This is a genomic window from Vibrio sp. J502 (genome assembly GCF_025397955.1).
GTDB lineage: Bacteria > Pseudomonadota > Gammaproteobacteria > Enterobacterales > Vibrionaceae > Vibrio > Vibrio anguillarum.
Window position 1 is genome coordinate 1,244,188 of the sequence record NZ_CP104554.1, and the last position, 19,125, is coordinate 1,263,312.

18 protein-coding genes and 1 pseudogene are annotated in these 19,125 nt (G+C 42.9%); 5 read left to right on the plus strand and 14 right to left on the minus strand.

Annotation, left to right across the window (positions count from 1 at the left end):
• Window positions 1–79: 79 nt before the first annotated feature.
• The 4 genes and pseudogenes from N5E84_RS05880 to N5E84_RS05895 all read right to left on the minus strand — a co-directional run.
• On the minus strand, window positions 80–1,612 hold the full coding sequence (locus N5E84_RS05880) for an IS66-like element ISVa11 family transposase (protein WP_069211897.1): 1,533 nt from the start codon (window positions 1,610–1,612) through the stop codon (window positions 80–82).
• 59 nt (window positions 1,613–1,671) lie between these two features.
• Complete coding sequence (tnpB, locus tag N5E84_RS05885) at window positions 1,672–2,025, minus strand: IS66 family insertion sequence element accessory protein TnpB (protein WP_019283195.1); 354 nt, start codon at window positions 2,023–2,025, stop codon at window positions 1,672–1,674.
• A complete protein-coding gene (gene tnpA, locus N5E84_RS05890; RefSeq protein WP_019283194.1) occupies window positions 2,022–2,342 on the minus strand; it encodes an IS66 family insertion sequence element accessory protein TnpA in 321 nt (106 codons plus the stop codon). The genes tnpB (N5E84_RS05885) and tnpA (N5E84_RS05890) overlap by 4 nt, the downstream gene beginning before the upstream one ends.
• A gap of 80 nt (window positions 2,343–2,422) precedes the next feature.
• A pseudogene (locus N5E84_RS05895) lies at window positions 2,423–2,905 on the minus strand (phage/plasmid replication protein, II/X family); the annotation flags it as partial.
• Window positions 2,906–4,314: 1,409 nt separating this feature from the next.
• Between N5E84_RS05895 and tnpA (N5E84_RS05900) the strand changes: the two are divergent.
• From tnpA (N5E84_RS05900) to N5E84_RS05910, 3 genes are read left to right on the plus strand one after another with little or no spacing between them, the layout of a single operon-like run.
• Window positions 4,315–4,635 (plus strand): IS66 family insertion sequence element accessory protein TnpA, encoded by a 321-nt coding sequence (gene tnpA / locus N5E84_RS05900; RefSeq protein WP_081245520.1) that lies wholly within the window; start codon window positions 4,315–4,317, stop codon window positions 4,633–4,635.
• Window positions 4,632–4,985 carry an IS66 family insertion sequence element accessory protein TnpB gene (gene tnpB / locus N5E84_RS05905; protein WP_069212062.1) on the plus strand — a complete coding sequence of 118 codons (354 nt, stop codon included), beginning with the start codon at window positions 4,632–4,634 and terminating at the stop codon, window positions 4,983–4,985. Before tnpA (N5E84_RS05900) ends, tnpB (N5E84_RS05905) begins: the two co-directional genes overlap by 4 nt.
• A gap of 59 nt (window positions 4,986–5,044) precedes the next feature.
• A complete protein-coding gene (locus N5E84_RS05910; protein WP_069212063.1) occupies window positions 5,045–6,577 on the plus strand; it encodes an IS66-like element ISVa9 family transposase in 1,533 nt (510 codons plus the stop codon).
• Here N5E84_RS05910 and N5E84_RS05915 read toward each other — a convergent pair.
• From N5E84_RS05915 to matP, 3 genes are all read right to left on the minus strand, one after another.
• Window positions 6,569–6,910, minus strand: a complete 342-nt coding sequence (locus tag N5E84_RS05915; protein WP_116285035.1) for a hypothetical protein — start codon at window positions 6,908–6,910, stop codon at window positions 6,569–6,571. The two genes, N5E84_RS05910 and N5E84_RS05915, sit on opposite strands and share 9 nt — an antisense overlap.
• A 128-nt stretch (window positions 6,911–7,038) precedes the next feature.
• Window positions 7,039–7,356, minus strand: coding sequence for a DUF3634 family protein (locus N5E84_RS05920; protein WP_013856901.1), 318 nt, complete (start codon window positions 7,354–7,356; stop codon window positions 7,039–7,041).
• Between the two features lie 14 nt (window positions 7,357–7,370).
• Window positions 7,371–7,820, minus strand: a complete 450-nt coding sequence (matP, locus tag N5E84_RS05925; RefSeq protein WP_026027109.1) for a macrodomain Ter protein MatP — start codon at window positions 7,818–7,820, stop codon at window positions 7,371–7,373.
• Between the two features lie 164 nt (window positions 7,821–7,984).
• On the opposite strand from matP, the gene N5E84_RS05930 reads away from it, so the two are divergent.
• Together N5E84_RS05930 and fabA are read left to right on the plus strand one after the other, a co-directional pair.
• Window positions 7,985–9,628 carry a Lon protease family protein gene (locus N5E84_RS05930; RefSeq protein WP_019282698.1) on the plus strand — a complete coding sequence of 548 codons (1,644 nt, stop codon included), beginning with the start codon at window positions 7,985–7,987 and terminating at the stop codon, window positions 9,626–9,628.
• Between the two features lie 71 nt (window positions 9,629–9,699).
• A complete protein-coding gene (gene fabA, locus N5E84_RS05935; protein ID WP_019282699.1) occupies window positions 9,700–10,218 on the plus strand; it encodes a bifunctional 3-hydroxydecanoyl-ACP dehydratase/trans-2-decenoyl-ACP isomerase in 519 nt (172 codons plus the stop codon).
• Window positions 10,219–10,353: 135 nt separating this feature from the next.
• Here fabA and rmf read toward each other — a convergent pair whose 3' ends face one another.
• From rmf to pyrD, 7 genes are all read right to left on the minus strand, one after another.
• Window positions 10,354–10,527: a ribosome modulation factor gene (gene rmf / locus N5E84_RS05940; RefSeq protein WP_010320553.1), complete on the minus strand. Its 174-nt coding sequence runs from the start codon at window positions 10,525–10,527 to the stop codon at window positions 10,354–10,356.
• Window positions 10,528–10,696: 169 nt separating this feature from the next.
• The gene (locus N5E84_RS05945) at window positions 10,697–12,586 is read right to left on the minus strand and encodes a DUF3466 family protein (protein ID WP_019282700.1); all 1,890 of its coding nucleotides are present in this window, start codon (window positions 12,584–12,586) and stop codon (window positions 10,697–10,699) included.
• A gap of 9 nt (window positions 12,587–12,595) precedes the next feature.
• Window positions 12,596–14,512 carry an ABC transporter ATP-binding protein gene (locus N5E84_RS05950; protein ID WP_019282701.1) on the minus strand — a complete coding sequence of 639 codons (1,917 nt, stop codon included), beginning with the start codon at window positions 14,510–14,512 and terminating at the stop codon, window positions 12,596–12,598.
• The gene (locus tag N5E84_RS05955) at window positions 14,490–14,738 is read right to left on the minus strand and encodes a glutaredoxin family protein (protein WP_013856908.1); all 249 of its coding nucleotides are present in this window, start codon (window positions 14,736–14,738) and stop codon (window positions 14,490–14,492) included. Before N5E84_RS05955 ends, N5E84_RS05950 begins: the two co-directional genes overlap by 23 nt.
• 3 nt (window positions 14,739–14,741) lie before the next feature.
• A complete protein-coding gene (rlmKL, locus tag N5E84_RS05960) occupies window positions 14,742–16,871 on the minus strand; it encodes a bifunctional 23S rRNA (guanine(2069)-N(7))-methyltransferase RlmK/23S rRNA (guanine(2445)-N(2))-methyltransferase RlmL (protein ID WP_019282702.1) in 2,130 nt (709 codons plus the stop codon).
• A 476-nt stretch (window positions 16,872–17,347) separates the two neighbouring features.
• Window positions 17,348–17,890, minus strand: coding sequence for a cell division protein ZapC (locus N5E84_RS05965; protein ID WP_010320557.1), 543 nt, complete (start codon window positions 17,888–17,890; stop codon window positions 17,348–17,350).
• A 189-nt stretch (window positions 17,891–18,079) separates the two neighbouring features.
• Complete coding sequence (gene pyrD, locus N5E84_RS05970; protein ID WP_013856910.1) at window positions 18,080–19,090, minus strand: quinone-dependent dihydroorotate dehydrogenase; 1,011 nt, start codon at window positions 19,088–19,090, stop codon at window positions 18,080–18,082.
• Window positions 19,091–19,125 lie beyond the last annotated feature (35 nt).

Here is a 19,125-nt window from a genome sequence, read left to right on the forward strand (position 1 = left end):
TAGATCTGGCATCTGCGCTATTTATCCGTATCATACGCACTCTATTGTATCCGCCCCATGATCCCACGGGGCGATATTGTTAGTGTTGGAAGTTCCAAGGCAGGAGTGCATCGATATCAGGCTCAGATTTCGCTAGCTCTTTCATGCACTTAACCATGTAGTCGTAAAGGATAAGGCCGTTGGCTTTCGCTGTCTCGACGATACTGTAAAGCATCGCGCTCGCTTCAGCTCCATTGGGATTGGTCGAGAAGAGCCAGTTCTTTCTGCCTATAACCAGCGGTTTTATTGCGCGTTCAGCACGATTATTGTCTATCGATAAGTGACCGTCATCGATATAGCGGCTCAGCTTCGGCCACTGACCGAGCGTGTATTTTATCGCTTTACCCAGCGGGCTAGACTCAAGCACTTTCTGAGTTGTCATCCATTCATAAAGCTCATCCAGTATCGGCTTAGCATGCTCTTGGCGCTCTGCTTTCCGTTTTTCGGCACAGGCACCTTTTAAGCGTGATTCTATTCCATAGAGTTTCTGGATTTTAGCCAATGCACTATCCGCTTTGCCTGACTTGCCTTTGCCTTGCAGCTTTTTCGCCTCCATGAACTTGCGCCGAGCATGCGCCAAGCAACCGACATTGGTGACGAGATGAAGCCCATCATAAACACCATAGCCATCGGTTTGTAGATAACCACTGTAATCCCCCAAGAAGGCAACAGGGCACGCCCTAGCTCGACTGTTTTGATAGTCGTACAAGACGATATTTCTCACATTAGGGAGGGCGGCTTCAGGCGAGTCTGCGCCCGAGCAGTAAAGCCACATATAACACTGTTTATCTTCTTTGAGGACATTGAGCGGCGTTTCATCCGCCTGAATCACCACTTGCTCAAGTAGGTGCGTTTTTAAGGCCGCGTAAAGTGGAGCGAACTTCTCACTGACTTGGATAATCCACCTTGCCATGGTGGTTCGTGAGAGTTCGATACCCGACTGGGTAAACAGGGATTCTTGGCGGTAAAGTGGCATCGCGTATTGATATTTGCCGAGGATGATATTGGCCAACAAGCTTTCTGTGGCGAAGCTCTTCGGGATAATGCTTTGCGGCGCTGGCTTTTGAACGACGTGGTTTTTGTCTTCTGTTTGCTCGCATTGGCGGCAAGCATATTTAGGACGAACATATTCCAACACTTTTAGTACCGCTGGCGTGAACTCAAGTTTCTCGCTACGGTCTTCACCGATTTTATGCAGGTTATGTTGACAGCAAGTGCACTGCTTTTCATCGTCGTTTAAATCGAGTTCGATAACTTCACGAGGCAAGGTCTTTGGCAGTGGTTTGCGTTTACCACGTTTCTTCTTTGTGATGGTCGTTGTGACAACTTCAACCTCTTCTTCCTTAGCGGCCTCACACTCCGCTTCGTTGAAGAGATCACCTTGAGATTCATCGTAAGGCTTTAACGCCTCCGAGCGTTTAGCGAACTGACGGTCGAAGGCAAGTTTGAGCTGTTCAAGCAGCGATTGACGCTCTTGTTTCAATTGGGTTTCTGACGCCAACAGCGCTTTCACCATCGCTTGTAGCTCGGCAACATCTTGGCTTTCTGAGTTGATATTTGGCGTCTTTTTCATGGCATTGATTATACTAAAATCATGCCGTTAATGCTTGGTGGATATGGCTATATTATCGCTTAAGTCATTGTAAAATCGTTTATTCTAACGGGTTTATGGCCGATAATCGTGAAGCCAGAAAGCAGTCTGTCAAGCTCGAATTGAGTTAGGGTAAACACCTCATTTTGCTCTTTTGATGGCCACTTGTACTTGGCTTTTTCAAGGCGCTTGTACCAAAGAGCAAAGCCTGTTTTATCCCAGTACAGCACTTTGATTTTGTCGCGCTGTTTGTTGGTGAACAGGAACAGTGCGCCGCTGCCCAAGGGCAAGTCGGTGTCATTTTCGATAATCGCAGCGAGGCCGTTGATGGACTTTCTAAAATCGACGCTTTCGCGATAGAGATAGATTTCGGGAGCACTGAGCATACGTTTCATGACAGCGCACCGATAAGCTCTGCGAGATAGGTCGCTGGCGTGCCTTGTGGGATGCTCAGTTCAACATCATTGACGAGCAGCGTCATATTGGCAACGACAACGTGAGTGGCTTGATACTTTGTGGTCTTTTCAACGACTTCTGCTTTAACAAAGCCAACCGTGTTCGGTTTTTCGATGTGCTTTAACTGTTGGCGCTTAGCGTAAAAAGTGGAGAGGCTCAGTCCGTTACGTTCACAGAATAATCGTTGTGATAGTTGGCTGGATTCATAGTGTTCGAACAGGGTTCGCCATTCTTGGTTAGTGCGTCGTTTGGCCATTTCAAATCTCCTTTGGGTTGGAGGTTTGATCTTATTATTCGGGCTAGGTGATTAGAATGCGGGGTTTATGACGCGCTTACCTTGCACTGAAGTTCGTTATTAAGTCGAGCTGAATAAGTTGCATCAATCGTATCAAGCGTTGCATTGGCAGTATCGAGCATATCGAAAACGTCAGGATAAACATTGACGAGAGCAGCAAGCATTTCATCAGCACCCAAGGCGATAGAAGTAGAGCCGAAAACGTTATGGCCTTGAATGATTTTGGCAGGTGAGCATTTCAACTCAATACAAGGTGAGCGAAAAACAGTGCCTTGAAAAATTTTAAGAGCCATACCAGTAAAGCTGGTCTCCAAAGATTCGTAAGGATGACGTAAGTCTGCTACTTCATATTTGTTATCAAGTGCACCACCCTTATAGTGAACTTGCTTTGCTTCAAGAGTAATTCCACGCCTAGAACATTCCATGATGTCAACAAACTCCACACATTCACCAGTTTTTGACATGCGAGTGTTAGTGACAAATTCACGCTTAAAAGGAACAGAGATTTTAAGTCTATCTATCATGGTAACAATGTCACAAGTGATTTTAATGACGCACTTATACTATGTCACATGTGACATATTAAGAAAGGATACAAATAACATTGTGACTTAACTACAATGTTGCAATATCAATCACAAAATGAGTAATGAAATGCCGACAGTAAGAATTGACGACAAAAGATGGAGAGAGCTGGAAAAAAAAAGCAGTGGACATAACGATAAAAAAGACAAAACCAGTATCTGTCCCTGAAGTGCTAAAAGCGCTTATTGATAAAAGCCTCAAAGAGCTTAAAGAAGAAGATGTTAAGTAAAAATAGGAGGTGAAGTAATGCCATATTGGCACAAGAGTACACTATTAAAGATAGTGTACTCGCCCTGCTTTCTCCTTCCTCCTCCTCCTCAGTCTTCGTCGTCGTGCGTCCGTCGGCATTGGGCGAAATCCGACACTGTCTGATATGAATAAAGGTACACCTTATAGAGTATAAGAAGGCAGCTGACGCGCTTCGCTTGTCGACTCATTCCTCAGTCTTCGTCGTGCGTCCGTCGGCATTGGGAGAAATCCGACACTGTCTGATATGAAGCATGATAACCACCACCTTACAGTATAAGAAGGCAGCTGACGCGCTTCGCTTGTCGACTCATTTTCTCTCTACACGCCAGCGTATAGCAGAGAAAATCGAGCTCAGACTTTATCTATTGAGGGTCTGGTATAACGTAATTTTAAACCCCACTCACAAACATTTTCTTGTTATGGGAACTTGGCTATCCGAAGCATAAGATATTGATATAACAACAGCAATTGACGTTAGTTCACATCACTATTAAAAAATGCTTATGATTATTTTGAAAAAAAGAAACCCTCGTACAAAAGCACTAGGGTTTGCATATAGAACCAACTAAGGAGGTAAACATGACTGGCTTGTTAACGGCGCTATTCCAGTTGCTCACAACAATCATTAAAGCATTCTTCATGTAATGCAATTAAAGCCCAGTCTGGAACACTGGGCTTTTTAACAAATCCACCTATAGGTGTTTATCATGATATTAGAATTAAGGCTTAAAAGTAAATTGCGTATTATGCGAATTATATTACGGGCTTCGATGGTAAAGCGATTCTCTATCCTAGTCACCACGGCCAGTACCTACTGGCCGGATATGGCCAAGTCTTTCGCCCACCCTTGACGGCTCTCAGTCCTGCGGCAGACCCTCAACATAATTCATAACCATAATGCGCACTCTGATTTGTTAACCATAATAGCAATTGAAACCATACATCCAAATTTTCATTTCACAGTGAAATCACACCTTACTCATAACTCTGCTGCATTGATTTGTATCCGTATGTATTTCGTAAGCGCGTCATAAACCCCACATTCTAATCAATCTCGGCACGCCATAAGATCAAATCTCCAACCTCAAGGAGATTTGAAATGGCAAAAAGACTCTCTCATCAAGAATGGCATACCCTATTCGATCAATACGAATCCAGTCATCTGTCTCAACGCGTGTTCTGTGAACAAAATGGGCTGAGCCTTTCAACCTTCCATGCCAAGCGACAGCAACTAAAGTTCATAGAGCAACCTAAGAGCAGTGGATTCGTTAAAGCTGAAGTCGTTGAAAAAACGACACGCTACCAGATGACTCAAACACCGATTGCCAACATGACACTATTGATTAATGACGTTGAACTCAGCATCCCCCAGGGAACACCTGCCTCGTATCTGGCAGAGTTAATCGGAGCACTGTCATGAAGAGAATGCTGAGTGCCCCTAATGTTTACCTGTATCGGGAGTTCGTGGATTTTAGAAAGTCCATTAATGGTCTGGCGGCGATTATTGAATCTGAAACCGATTTACCGCTCGGAAGCGGTGCGCTGTTCCTGTTTACCAATAAACAACGCGATAAAGTCAAAGTCTTGTACTGGGATAAAACGGGCTTCGCTCTGTGGTATAAACGGTTGGAAAAAGCCAAATTCAAATGGCCCACTCAAGAGAAAAAGCAGGTATACACCCTGACTCAATTTGACCTAGACAGACTGTTATCTGGCTTCACGATAATCGGCCATAAACCGATAAAAATAGACAACTTTACAATGAGTTGAACCCGATAAAAGTGAGTTATACCAAGCCTTGACGTGGTGTTTTTAATATAATCAATGCCATGAAAAAGACGCCCGATATTAACCCAGAAAGCCAAGACATCGCCGAGCTTCAAGCTATGGTGAAAGCGTTGATGTCGGAGAAAAAAGAGTGGCAACAAGAGCGCCAATCCTTAATTGAGCAGTTTAAACTGGCCCTTGACCGTCAATTCGCCAAACGCTCGGAAGCGTTAAAGCCGTATAACGAAGCACAGGGTGACCTCTTTAATGAGGCGGAATGTGAAGCGGCGAAATCGGAAGATGAGGTTATCACCACGACGACAATCAAACGTCGTGGTAAACGTCAACCGCTTCCTAAAGACTTGCCACGTGAAATTATCGAGCTTGACCTAGATGAGCACGACAAACAGTGCTCATGCTGCCAACACATTTTGCATAAAATCGGCGAAGACCGCAGTGAAAAGCTTGAGTTCACGCCCGCCGTCCTAAAAGTGTTGGAATATGTTCGCCCGAAATACGCCTGTCGTCAGTGTGAACAAGAGGCTGAAAAAAGCCACATTCACCAACAACCCGCACCGATAAGTATCATCCCCAAAAGCTTCGCTACCGAAAGTCTGCTTGCCAACATTATTTTAGGCAAATATCAGTATGCGCTTCCGCTGTATCGTCAGGAAACCTTGTTCACCCAATCAGGTATCGAGTTATCGAGAACGACCATGGCCAGGTGGGTAATCCAGGTTAGTGAAAAGTTCAAACCGCTTTATCAGGCACTGAAGACTCACTTACTCGAACAAGTGGTGGTTCAGGCCGATGAAACGCCGCTCAATGTGCTCAAGGAAGACAAGCAATGTTATATGTGGTTGTACTGCTCGGGAGCCGACTCCCCTGAAGCTAAACTCCCTGACATGAAAAATATCGTCTTGTTCGACTATCAAAACAGTCGCGCGAGAGTGTGCCCCGTGAACTTCTTGGGTGATTACTCAGGCTATCTGCAAAGTGATGGTTACGCGGCTTATGATGGATTAACCAACGTCACCAATGTCGGTTGCTTCGCTCATGCACGTCGTAAGTTCATGGAAGCGAAGAAGCTTCAGGGCAAAGGTAAAACAGGTAAAGCGGATGTGGCGTTAGCCAAAATCCAAAAGTTGTACGCACTTGAATCTCGATTAAAACTGGCTTCGGTCGAAGAGCGTTGGGCAGAAAGACAAGCGCAGGCTAAACCGATGTTGGATGACATCTATGACTGGTTAACCACGCAGAAAGTCATCGAATCGAGTCCTCTTGGTAAAGCCATCAAGTACACCTTGGGTCAGTGGCCTAAGCTGATACGCTATGTTGAAGATGGGCATTTATCTATCGACAACAACCGAGCGGAACGCGCAATCAAATCGCTGGTCATTGGCAGAAAAAATTGGTTATTCTCGACGAATCCGCTTGGTGCTGATGCGAGTGCTTTGCTGTATAGCATCATCGAGACGGCGAAAGCGAACGGACTGATACTCTACGATTACATGGTCAAATGTATGAAAGAGCTGGCAAAGTCTGAGCCTGATATCAACTCACTGCTTCCCTGGAACTTCTCACATTCAAATTAAAACGCCCCGTGGGATCATGGGGCGCATACTGTATTTCTCTGGAACTTTATATTTAAATTTTTTGCCTATCTTGATTTTAGATTTTGCTTTCGCGCAGATTTGGTAATCACCGTTTGTCCCAACGCCTACAATTTCTGCATAACTTTGAACATGCTTCATTTCGATCATCACGTCACAATATCCATCAAGCTTAGATCTATATTTTTTAAGAGCTTTAAGCGTTTGCTGTTTTATTGATTGCGCGACAGGATTATTTTCTGAATCGTCGGCATAACCCTTTGAACAGAAAACTACTATCACTAACGAAATGATAACTACACAGATTTTTTTCATCGTCGAGAACCTTTACAGAGACTTCCATCATGATATCAGCGAGTTATAAATGGACGATGTGTAAAGTTAATCGTTTCGACGATGTTCTTTTTTTAATGAAAACAATCTGTAACTTAAGAATGGCAGACTCAATGTGACTTCTTGGTTCGTTGCTCTTTTGTATGAAATCCCTGATGAGGAAAAACATTGCGAATACGCTGTTGAATTTTTTTAGGTACGTCTTTAGAAAAAACCAACTTAACACCCGTTCTCTGCTGGTAAACTTTTAGTTCGCCGCTCAAGTCTGTCTTTTCAGCAATCTCAGTCACATTATGTTTAAAACTTGGAGGGAAATGACCTTTAACTTGTGCTACGACACCATCTTTGAATTTAACTCTCAATATAGGCCGATCAACAGCGACTAACCAAAAGATAACTGCAGCAGCAGCCAGAATGACATACAACATTTTTATCTCCTTTCTTATTCAGACAGTAATTTACTTAAATCTTCTTTTAAACTTGAGACGGTTCTACTCGCTTTTTCGCTACGAGATGCTTCACTTAACAGGTATTCAATCGCGTCAGACAAAGTGCAACCAAGCTCATTGGCTCGATATGATAGTTTTTCCCACACTCGATAATCGAGATCGATAGATTTCTTTCTGGTGTGTAGTTGCTCGGCATTAAAGTGGCGTTTGCGTTTGGCTCTAATTGCTTGCTTGAGTTTATTACTCAGTTCAAGTGACATGTGCTGATCAATCCACCCAAGAACCAGATTGGGTTCATGCTCTATTTTTTTTAACTGTTCAATTGCAGCTAGAGCTTCACTTTTGTCTACATAACGAGTGATTGTTTCGCCATCCTTCCACTTATTAATTAAGTATTGCCACTTCCAACCCGATTCCAAATTTTCAAGCTGTTGATATTTCATAACGTAAAATCCATGCCAAGTTAGGGTGACAGCGTAACCCACCATCGTTCAGAGTTCAATTTTTGGATTCAAAAAAGCGAACAAGATCAAGCATAATAATGGAGCTGTTAGACATTGCTATTTTTCTATATAATCTGGCTTCTTTTAATAAACACTAGATTTCAATGACTCAAAATATTTGGCGTTCAGTCACACCTCAGTATGATCAATTCCACTCGCAACTAGCTCAGTACCCTAGTCTATCTCCGGTAACATTACTCGACACACAGCCCAGACTAGCAACCGCTATTCAGCAGTTTGTTCAATTGAAAGGTTTTACACGAGTGATGTTGATCAACGCGCCAGATAACTCAATCTATCGTCAATTAGTCAGTCAAAAACTTCAAGTAATAAAGCCAAACTCGCACGTTATTTGTACAGAGTCCCTCGATATGGGGACTATCTTTGGCCAATACCGCGCTGAAAATGGGCTTATCACCAGCGAAATTCCTGGTTTATTGGATAAAGCCAATGGTGGTTATCTTCTGATCTCCGCTAATATGCTGTTGGCTAATCCTAAAATGTGGCCATTATTAAAAGCGGCAGTATTAGGCGAATATGTAAGCCCCATTAATTGTGATGCTAAATCACCACACCCCTCACCAATCTCTAAAAGATATGAGGTCAAACTGATCATTTTAGGTGATAGAAACCAGTTAGCCGATGTCGACTATTTGGATGCAGACGTCCGCTCAAGCTTTTGTTTCTACACCGAATTAGAGTTGGACCTGAAAATTGATGAACAATCGATATTGACCTACCTCGCTTATTTACGTTGGATATCTGAAGAATACCAACTCCCTACACTGACTGAAGATGCCATTCCTGCTCTTATGACCGCAGGTGCCCGTTTCACGGAAGATCAACATTACACACCGTTATGTGTAATATGGCACAGAACACTTATAGAAGAAGCGGCCTTAGAGTCAAATCAGTATCCGATTACTAAATCTCATATCGAAAGTGCCTTAGACAAACGCTATTATCGAGAGTCTTATCTGCAGCAACGAGCACTCGACGATATACTTGATGGACAAGTCATTATCGAAACTCAAGGCGAACAAGTCGGCCAAGTCAATGGATTAACGGTGATCGATGTTGCTGGCCATCCTCTTTCCTATGGTGAACCAGCTCGTATCTCATGCGTTGTGCACTTTGGTGACGGTGATATTACCGATGTCGAACGCAAAGCCGAGCTCGGTGGTAATTTGCATGCAAAAGGCATGATGATAATGCAAGCCTTTGTAAGCAGCTCAATGAATCTTGACGCACCGCTTCCCTATTCGGCCTCGGTTGTCTTCGAACAATCATACAGCGAAGTGGATGGCGACAGTGCATCACTAGCCGAGTTATGTTCTTTAGTAAGCGCTTTATCTGAACATCCCATTAACCAACAAATCGCTGTGACAGGTGCGGTTGATCAATTCGGGCGAGTTCAAGCTGTTGGCGGGCTAAACGAAAAAATTGAAGGCTTTTACCATGTGTGTAAGCATCAGGGATTCACGGGTGGACAAGGCGTCATTCTACCAAGAACAAATCTAAAACATCTTGCGCTTCATAAAGATGTAGTCAATAGCATTAAAAATGATGAATTTCATATTTGGCCAGTCGCTACAGTTGATGAAGCCGTACCGATCCTTATGGGTGCGTCATTCAGAGGCGATGACGAAGAAAGCATCATTAATAAAATTGCTCAACGTATTGAAAACTTTGAAAGGCATGACCAATCACACAGTATTGCAGAGCGCATTAAAAACTGGTTTGTGTAGCACTGATCGGAGTTGTTTAGCGTACACGTGTTCCCTAATATGCACCCTATCAAAAATTGGAGTAACTGATAATGCAGAATAAACGAGATTCATATAATCGTGAAGACTTACTAGCCTCTAGCCAAGGCGAGCTTTTTGGGCCTGGCTACCCTCAATTGCCAGCGCCAAATATGTTGATGATGGACCGCATCAACAAAATGTCAGAAACCGAGGGCGAGTATGGTAAAGGCCTTATTCTTGCTGAGTTAGATATTACTCCTGATCTATGGTTCTTCGATTGCCATTTCCCTGGCGATCCTGTAATGCCTGGCTGTTTAGGTTTAGATGCGATGTGGCAATTGGTTGGTTTCTTCCTTGGCTGGGTTGGTGGCAAAGGAAAAGGCCGGGCATTAGGTGTTGGTGAAGTTAAGTTCACAGGTCAGATCCTACCAACAGCAAAAAAAGTAACTTACGAAATCACGATGAAACGGGTTGTTAACCGTAAACTTGTAATGGGCCTAGCTGATGGTCGCGTTCTTGTCGATGGCAAAGAGATTTACGTTGCAAAGGACTTAAAAGTAGGTCTTTTCCAAGATACTTCTGCTTTTTAATGACGTTAAACTATTCATAAGCGACTCATAGAGTCGCTTTTTCTCATCAAAACACTTAGTTATAGTGCTTTAGTGTGACTTGAATACTAAAAAGCCCCTTCCGGGGCTTAAATCCTTTTGCATGTATGTGGGAGTTTATTTGTAGAGACCAGCTTGTTTGTCATCTCTGGCATCGCGCCAACCACCTAGCCAATATGAACGAGCGTCCGTTTGTTGATAAGGGCAAGCCTCTACGGAACGTCCGTTTAAGCCAGCTTTATACCCATGAGACTGTGCTCTTTCAAGGCGATCACGCTTTTGTCTCTTCATCATAGTGTAGTCCTCATACAGTAACTTGTGTCTTACATACAACTATTAAATCTACATGGCATATCTGTTACACCACAATTAAGAATTGCTCAAAAATTCGACTTTCTCAAGTTACAAAAAAGGCGCAGATTCTAAATTGTGAACTTGCGCCATTCTTTACACTATTTAATTATTTTCTGCGGAACCTAAAGAGAGCAAGTAGTGTCAGAGTAATCCACCCCATACTACCGCCTTTACGTTCAACGGGTGGAAGTGCCGTGCTACGGATTTCAATATCGCTAGCCGCCGCGGCAGCAATCGGGATCAGTTTAATCGCGACAACGCTTTCACCTCCAGAAGTACAGTATGAGTTATGGGAGAAATCGTCATAGCCACCAGTACATTTAAATGCACTTGCTGCAATCACACCATCATCGTTGATATCTGAGGCTTCAAAAATACGGAACTGGTTATTATGTTGTGAGTAAGCCCCACCGTTGGTTAGATCATCTAGCCACCAACCTTGGTTCTGGAATAATGCCATTCTTGCTGCATTACTCCCTGTACCGTTGAAAGGATAGATAAAGCCACGATGACGACGTTGTTTGCCTCCATCTTCACGACCTTTTTCTGCATCGATTTGACCGACAATTTCATTGAAATTGTTGATCGCTTTCGCTTCACCGCCAGCACCAGTAAAGAAAATTCCACCTGATAGATAGTTAGCTACAGGTGTTCCGCTATTAGCATCTGCCACGAAAATACGGTTTGCTGCTGCGCCGCTTTCAGGTTTATCGCCTTTGCGTTTTGTTTCACCGATCACGATTAAATGGTTATTAATATCTGTCGCTAATGAGTTGGAGTAAATCACATCTCCATCCACTTTCAGTTCTGTACCAGTAATAACCTTACTACTCCACATATCATGCTTAGGGGTTGTTACGTCGTAACTTGCATTAGGATAGAATACTGTTGCTTGCATTCTAAACACATTATCATCGCGATAGGTATTAAAACCAGCCATAACCGGCTTGTTAGCGTAACTGCCAGATGTAGGAATAGCAGCGCCTCTTACACTTGCTTGTGCAGAGTATCCGCTACGGTTTGCTTCAACATCACCGACCCACCCTGTTACGCGGTAACCCGTCGATGTAGATGCTGTATCCCACATATAAGCTTGCGTTGCAAATGCAAAATTTTGACACTGACGAGTTAACTGTGGATCGAGACCATCACTCACACAAGTGTTAACATCGCCATTGTAGTCTTTGTTATCATCATCACCGTTACCTGTTAAATAAGGGCTAACTGATGCACTACCAACCACGAAATTATGGGTACCATCATTGAATACATCATAAGCGAACGTCCGACCCATTTTTTCAACAATTTTATTATTTGTGTCTTTGACAATTGTGGTGTCTGTTGGTGGATTTAAAATATTGCCATTATAAAAACCACGTTGACGGTAGCCTAGAGCGTAATTACTCCCAGACTGTGTGTAACCGCTGCTCGTAATACCAAAAGCATAAGTACCGTCTAACCCAGTTAAAACGGTATTCTGAGTATTTGCAATAGAGCCAAAAGTCAAAACAACTTGCGATGAATTAACAAAGGCCGCTGCATTTTGTAGATAACTACCATTATCCCAAGCATCACGCTCACGTTTCAAACCGCCAGTTTCAACATTGTTGTACTCAAAACCATGCCATTGCTTATCAGCCCATGCCTCACAAGTAGAATAACCGAGTTCGTTAGAGCAATAGTTTTTGAGATCATCAATATCCTGATAAACAAAACGATTATCCATTTTGAATGGCACTTCATCATGATAGGAAATGCCATCAGAGCCATTGAGCGTATCGCCACCAAACGCAAAAGTATTACAGCTATTTCCGGCCGTAAAACATCCAAGAGGATTTGCTGAAAGGTTATCTTTTTGTATTGCTCTTCCATAATATTCATTAGCGACTAAGTTACCGGGTGTCACTTCTACAATTTGGTAAAGTGCAGCATGAGCTTGAGTGGCAGCCAAAATACTGGCTGCTATTACGGTGATTTTAAATGTTTTACTACTCATTAATAATCTCTAACTTTCCTGTTGCATTGCTTCGAGCTCTTCCCAGCGCTCGAAAGCAATTTCAAGCTCCTGCTCTTTCGCAATTAACTTATCTAAAACGGGCTGTGTTTTGTCTGCTGATTGCATGAAAAACTCAGGATCGTTCACTTGCTGTTGAAGCATTTCAATATCATTCTCAAGTTGCTCTAACATTGCGGGCAACTCATCCATTTCTCGCTGCAGTTTATAAGATAACTTTTTAGGTTTTGTCTTAATTGGCGCTGTTTTGAGAGTTTCCTCAACCACTTTTTCTTTATTGCTGACATTTTCAGCAACTCGTGACTGCAAAACTTGAGCTCTTTGTTGCTGAGCATCGTGATAGCCTCCAACAAATTCTTCAATTTTGCCATCACCTTCAAAAATCCAACTCGTTGTTACAGTATTATCAACAAATTGACGATCGTGGCTGACAAGCAGCAACGTGCCTTGGTAGTTGGCAAGCAAATCTTCTAAAAGTTCCAAAGTTTCGATATCTAAATCGTTGGTTGGTTCATCTAAAATCAATAAATTATTCGGTTTGAGGAAAATACGAGCAAGCAACAGTCTGTTTTTCTCACCACCAGATAGCGCTTTTACTGGCGTTCTCGCACGTTTAGGGGCAAACAAAAAATCTTGTAAGTAGCTTAATGCGTGCCGTGGGCGCCCAGCCACCATCACTTCTTGTTTTCCGTCAGCTAAGTTGTCAATTACCGACTTCTCAGGATCGAGGATCTCACGGTACTGATCAAAATAAGCAACTTCAAGTTTGGTACCGCAATGTAATTTGCCACTCTGAGGTTGTAAATCACCCAACAGCAGTTTCAGCAGCGTACTTTTACCGCATCCGTTAGGGCCAATAAGTGCAATGCGATCACCACGCATGATATTGAAACTGAAGTTCGAGACAATGTTTTTGCCATCAATGCTATAGCTAATATCCTTCGCTTCGAAGACAATTTTTCCTGAACGCGCAGCGTCATCGATTTGCAAGTTTGCTTTGCCCTGTACCTCACGGCGATCATTACGCTCTTCTCTTAGCTTCTTGAGTGCTCTTACACGCCCTTCGTTACGAGTACGACGCGCTTTGATGCCTTGGCGAATCCAAACTTCTTCTTGGGCCAATTTCTTATCAAACTCGGCATTTTGCATCTCTTCTACGCGCAAGGCTTCTTCCTTGGCGACAAGGTACTGATCATAATCACCAGGAAACGAGCTGAGTTTACCACGGTCAAGATCAACAATGCGCGTCGCCATTGAGTGGATGAACGTCCGGTCATGCGATACAAAGATGATCGAGCCTCTAAAATCTTTCAAAAAGCCTTCGAGCCATTCGATGGTGGTTACATCAAGGTGGTTAGTCGGTTCATCAAGCAGAAGGACATCAGGATCACACACTAGTGCTCTTGCAAGAGCCGCTTTACGCTGCCATCCACCGGATAAATCCGTTAGTTTGGTGTGGCCATCCAGTTTCAACGCCGCCAGAACATTTTGGATACGTTCTTCAAAACGCCATGCCCCTGTATGCTCTAGCTGCTCTTGAATACGAGATAACTTATTGATATTACTTTCACTTGGATCGATAACGATGAGATCTAAAAGATCTTGATAGATCTTTAGATACTCACCAACTTCCGCTAATCCACCAGCAACATAATCAAAAACGGTGCCAGCTTCATCTCTAGGCGGATCTTGTTCTAATCGAGAAACAACAACATCTTGTTCTATCTGCATTTTTCCGTCGTCCATGATGATTTCTCTCGCAAGAACTTTCATCATAGTCGACTTGCCTGCACCGTTTCGGCCGACGAGACAAACTCGTTCATTTTCTTGTAATGCGAAATCTGCATGATCGAGTAATGGGTGGTCACCAAATGCTAATTGACCGTTATGGATGGTAATTAATGCCATTATTTTCTAACCAATGAAGTAATGTTTGTTGGTCAAAGGGCCAGCTCAGTTCGGATTCTTGGTATTTAAGAACCGGAATAGTGACCCCGTAACGAGAGAAGAGCGCATCATCAAATGCAATATCAACAAGTTGTACTTGTTCAGCAATGTTTGCCTGCTGAACAAGCTGAAATGCCATCTCACAGAGATGGCATCCTTCAGTACTGTAAAGCGTGAACAACTTCATTCCCTATTCACTGCATGCATGGGAAATCGTCCAGCAGTTATGGATCTGCTTATTGCGTTCAAAATCCAGTGGTAATGTTTGTGCTGAAATGTTTTGAGCAGCTAAACCAAGCTCAGCTAGCGCTTCTAAATCCATTTTAAAATGTCGTTTATTGTTTGAAAACACAATCGTACCTTCTGGACGTAGGATACGTTTTAAATTTTCCATCAACTTAATATGATCGCGTTGCACATCAAATGTGTGTTCCATACGTTTGGAATTTGAGAATGTCGGCGGATCGATAAATATCAAATCAAATTGTTCTTTTGCAGTCTCTAGCCATTGCACACAGTCGGCTTGTTCAAAGCGATGCTGGTGTCCAACTTGACCGTTGAGCTTTAAGTTGTCTTTAGCCCATTCTAAATAGGTTTTAGACATATCAACCGTCATGGTTGATTTTGCTCCACCGCAAGCGGCATGAACGGTTGCAGAGCCGGTGTAAGCAAATAGATTGAGGAAATCTTTACCCTTTGCCATTTGCCCTAAGCGACGACGCGTCAATTTATGATCAAGGAATAAACCCGTATCGAGATAATCATGTAAATTGACAATCAGTTTAACGCCATACTCGTTCACTTCCATTGTCTCAGAAATTTGCCCTAATTTTTGATATTGAGAGCGCCCTTTCTGTTTTTCACGAACTTTGAGTACTACTTTATTTGCTTCTGTTCCGGTGACTTGAATCGCGGCACGAATGATATCTGTTAAACGGCGTTTAGCCTTTTCTTCTGGAATATCTTTAGGTGCGGCGTATTCTTGGATCACGAGGTGGTCGAGATAAACATCGATCGCAACATTGTATTCAGGCAAATCAGCGTCATAAATACGATAGCAATCGAGTGATTCACGTTTCGCCCACTTACCAATTTTCGCAATATTTTTCTTTAAACGATTCGAAAAATCAGGAGCAATCACCGATTCTTGAGAAATAGACGCTCCCAGCTCTACCGTGCGCAATGAAATTGAGTAGTTCTTTTGGTGACAAGGTAACGCACCGTTATTTAACTTAAACTGCTTTTCAGCGCGCATACGCAAACAACTGAGTAATTCGTCAGAGCTTGAGAAAATCGACGCTTGGCAACCGCCAAATTCAGCCTTTAATTGCCCACCAAATGCCGTGTATAAAGCAATCAAACCAGGATGTGTACCTAAACGTTCACCATAGGGTGGATTACAGATAACTACACCATCCTCAAACCCTTCAGGACGTTTGATCAGTGCCGCATCACCTAGCTGGAAGGTAATCAGTTCTTCAACCCCTGCGCGGCGAGCGTTATCTTTCGCGGTTTGCAGCACTCGTGCATCGTTATCAAAACCAAAGAACTTACAGTCAACTTTCTTGACACCACGTCTTGCTTGAACATTGGCCTCTGATTTTATTTGCGCCCATAGTTCTGCATCAAAATCCTCTAAAGCTTCGAAACTCCACTTTGGACGCTTGAGACTAGGGGCCATACCAGCAGCCATCATGGCCGCCTCAATGAGCAAAGTGCCAGAACCACACATTGGGTCGAGCAGTGGCTTCGTTTCACTCCATCCACTACGCAAAATAATAGCCGCTGCTAATGTTTCACGAAGTGGTGCTCGCCCCGCTTCGGTACGGTAACCGCGCTGATGTAAACCACCGCCCACCATATCAATCCCTAAAATGGCTTTATCTTTATGCAAGCGTACATGGACACGAAGATCTGCATGATCTTTATCGATCGAAGGGCGCGGTAAGTTCTTTTTGGTGAAACAGTCGACAACCGCATCCTTTACTTTCATCGCGCCGTACTGACTGTTGCGGATTTCGTTATTTGTGCCGTTGAAGTCGACAACAAACTTTTTCGAACTATGAAAATGATTAACCCAGTTCACTGAACTTGCTGACAAGTAAAGATCCATATCATTTTGGCAGGTAAATTCAGAGAGGACGCGAACAAATCTTGATGCTAGACGGCTCCACAAACAACAGCGATAAATCTGCTCTTTCGACGCTTTAAATTTTACCCCGGCCTGCACGGGTTTTGCGTCCGTAATCCCTAATTGGGTTAGTTCTTCAACTAATAGGTTCTCAAGACCGTTTGAGGTAACCGCTAGATATTGATTCATACTGCTCTTTTACTGATAAAAATGACCACGCATTATACCTGACAATACCACGCTTGAGTAAAACAAAGTGCCTCTTTCACCTTCTCAACCATTCAATTGCTTAACTACTCGCCAATTTTACAAATAGACAAGCTTCGAGCATTGCAAAAACATCTCACTAGATATAGCAAGGCCTACGGGATAAGTGAGTATTTATTCACTGCATAATTGGACTATACCAGATTGATTTTTGTAGTGTAAATTAATTACAAATGAGCTAAAAATGGGAATATGTCGGCCATTTCTAGCAATGTAGACACTGTTTATAACGTCACTTTTGAAGAAAAAAACATCAGAATCCTGAACAAATCTCACATTTAAGATCGAATTCAGACGGATAGGATTGAGTTGGGGAAAAGCTCTAGGCAAAAAAAATCGGCTATTAAGCCGATGGGAAATGAAACAAAGGAACGAAACGTTGTGCTATTAGGGAAAAGTTAACTCACAAGAGCAACGTGCTCTTCGAGCAAAATATGATTGGCGCAAGCCATACGGTCATGCATAACCTTAATGACCTGTCCGAATTCCAGCTGTTTGGAACCATTCAGTATGAACGCATCCAAATCGACTAAGGCGCAAAGACTAGCGCAGTCCCCTACCTCAAGTACGATGAAATAACCTTGGCTGTAGCCGTTGACCAACCGAACAATGTCACCTTCACTCGGTTCAAAACCGTAGCCTTGATGATCAAAAAACCAACTTTTAGGCTGGACAGGTTTATGAAAACGCTTAGCGGCAACACAATAGAGTGCTAATTCGGCTTGTCTTGGCTCACTTAAACCTAAATAGGCAATTTGCTCTTTGTAGGTTTGGAAAGCACTCGCATCATCGACTGAAAAATGATTCTCAGCAAAAGCACAATCGACGAGCAGATTACGGTAAAGATTGGTCTTAAAAACCATCTCATCACCAAGGTACAACATCAGGCAGCTTTCGCTATCTGAATAATACCAACTCCATTTGTCACTTGGTTTAAGCATCGTTCCACTCTCTAATTTTAATGAATTATCAAACTATTAGGTAAAACGCTTAATTACCTTTGCCAGCTAGTGAATGTAATTTTAAGAACAGAAATATAAAAAAAAAGAGGAAATGAATAACTCATTCCCTCTTACTTTGACCCAGTCACTTTTTATTTTTCTGAGTAAATACCTTTAAATCGCAATTATTTACAGGTTCTTGACAATATCTCTCACTAAGCCTGGGCCGTGGTAAATGAATCCTGAATAGACTTGTACTAGTTTCGCGCCCGCCAACATTTTTTCTTTTGCAGCGATACAAGAATCAATACCACCCACTCCAATAATGGGCAGCTTATCACCCAACTCTTGGTACAAGCACTTAATCACTTCAGTACTTCTTGATTGAACAGGACGGCCACTTAACCCACCCGCTTCATTCGCGAATTTCATACCTTCCACCAGCGACCGATCCAATGTGGTATTAGTCGCGATAACGCCATCAATATTATGCTTGAGTAACGATTGGCAAATTTGTTTAAGTTCGTCATCAGAAAGATCGGGAGCGATCTTTAATGTTAGCGGAACGTATTTATTATGCAGCTTAGCCAATTCAGATTGCTTCGCTTTCAGTACGGCAAGCAAATCATCCAATGCCTCACCATATTGTAACGTTCGTAACCCAGGAGTGTTGGGGGATGAAATGTTCACCGCTATGTAACCAGCATATGGGTAAACTTTCTCCATACAAATAAGATAGTCATCTGCCCCATTTTCAATCGGTGTATCTTTATTCTTTCCAATGTTGATACCGATAATGCCGTCATATTTAGCTTTCTTAACGTTCTCAACCAGGTTGTCGACACCTAAGTTGTTAAAGCCCATTCGATTGATAATACCTTCCGCTTGGATCAAACGGAATAAACGCGGTTTATCGTTACCAGATTGAGGACGTGGAGTCACGGTACCAACTTCGACAAAACCAAACCCCATTGCACCAAAAGCTTCTATGCATTCCCCATTTTTATCTAGGCCAGCGGCCAAACCTACAGGGTTTTTAAAAGTTAAACCCATGCATTCGACTGGGCGATTGGGTAAGTGTTGACGATAGAAGAGATCAAGAGGAGTGCCTGTGAAACGTTTAAAGTTTTCAATGGCGAGATCATGTGCCTTTTCGGCATCAAGTTGAAAAAAGCCAGTCCTGGCTAAGCGGTAGAGCATTGTGCCTCCGAAATAAAAAGCCCCGTATAAACGGG

Coding starts and splice junctions, on each gene's coding strand:
- N5E84_RS05880 (WP_069211897.1), bottom strand. CDS start 1,612: ATGAAAAAGACGCCAAATATCAACTCAGAAAGCCAAGATGTTGCCGAG.
- tnpB (WP_019283195.1), bottom strand. CDS start 2,025: ATGAAACGTATGCTCAGTGCTCCCGAAATCTATCTCTATCGCGAAAGC.
- tnpA (WP_019283194.1), bottom strand. CDS start 2,342: ATGGCCAAACGACGCACTAACCAAGAATGGCGAACCCTGTTCGAACAC.
- tnpA (WP_081245520.1), top strand. CDS start 4,315: ATGGCAAAAAGACTCTCTCATCAAGAATGGCATACCCTATTCGATCAA.
- tnpB (WP_069212062.1), top strand. CDS start 4,632: ATGAAGAGAATGCTGAGTGCCCCTAATGTTTACCTGTATCGGGAGTTC.
- N5E84_RS05910 (WP_069212063.1), top strand. CDS start 5,045: ATGAAAAAGACGCCCGATATTAACCCAGAAAGCCAAGACATCGCCGAG.
- N5E84_RS05915 (WP_116285035.1), bottom strand. CDS start 6,910: ATGAAAAAAATCTGTGTAGTTATCATTTCGTTAGTGATAGTAGTTTTC.
- N5E84_RS05920 (WP_013856901.1), bottom strand. CDS start 7,356: ATGTTGTATGTCATTCTGGCTGCTGCTGCAGTTATCTTTTGGTTAGTC.
- matP (WP_026027109.1), bottom strand. CDS start 7,820: ATGAAATATCAACAGCTTGAAAATTTGGAATCGGGTTGGAAGTGGCAA.
- N5E84_RS05930 (WP_019282698.1), top strand. CDS start 7,985: ATGACTCAAAATATTTGGCGTTCAGTCACACCTCAGTATGATCAATTC.
- fabA (WP_019282699.1), top strand. CDS start 9,700: ATGCAGAATAAACGAGATTCATATAATCGTGAAGACTTACTAGCCTCT.
- rmf (WP_010320553.1), bottom strand. CDS start 10,527: ATGAAGAGACAAAAGCGTGATCGCCTTGAAAGAGCACAGTCTCATGGG.
- N5E84_RS05945 (WP_019282700.1), bottom strand. CDS start 12,586: ATGAGTAGTAAAACATTTAAAATCACCGTAATAGCAGCCAGTATTTTG.
- N5E84_RS05950 (WP_019282701.1), bottom strand. CDS start 14,512: ATGGCATTAATTACCATCCATAACGGTCAATTAGCATTTGGTGACCAC.
- N5E84_RS05955 (WP_013856908.1), bottom strand. CDS start 14,738: ATGAAGTTGTTCACGCTTTACAGTACTGAAGGATGCCATCTCTGTGAG.
- rlmKL (WP_019282702.1), bottom strand. CDS start 16,871: ATGAATCAATATCTAGCGGTTACCTCAAACGGTCTTGAGAACCTATTA.
- N5E84_RS05965 (WP_010320557.1), bottom strand. CDS start 17,890: ATGCTTAAACCAAGTGACAAATGGAGTTGGTATTATTCAGATAGCGAA.
- pyrD (WP_013856910.1), bottom strand. CDS start 19,090: ATGCTCTACCGCTTAGCCAGGACTGGCTTTTTTCAACTTGATGCCGAA.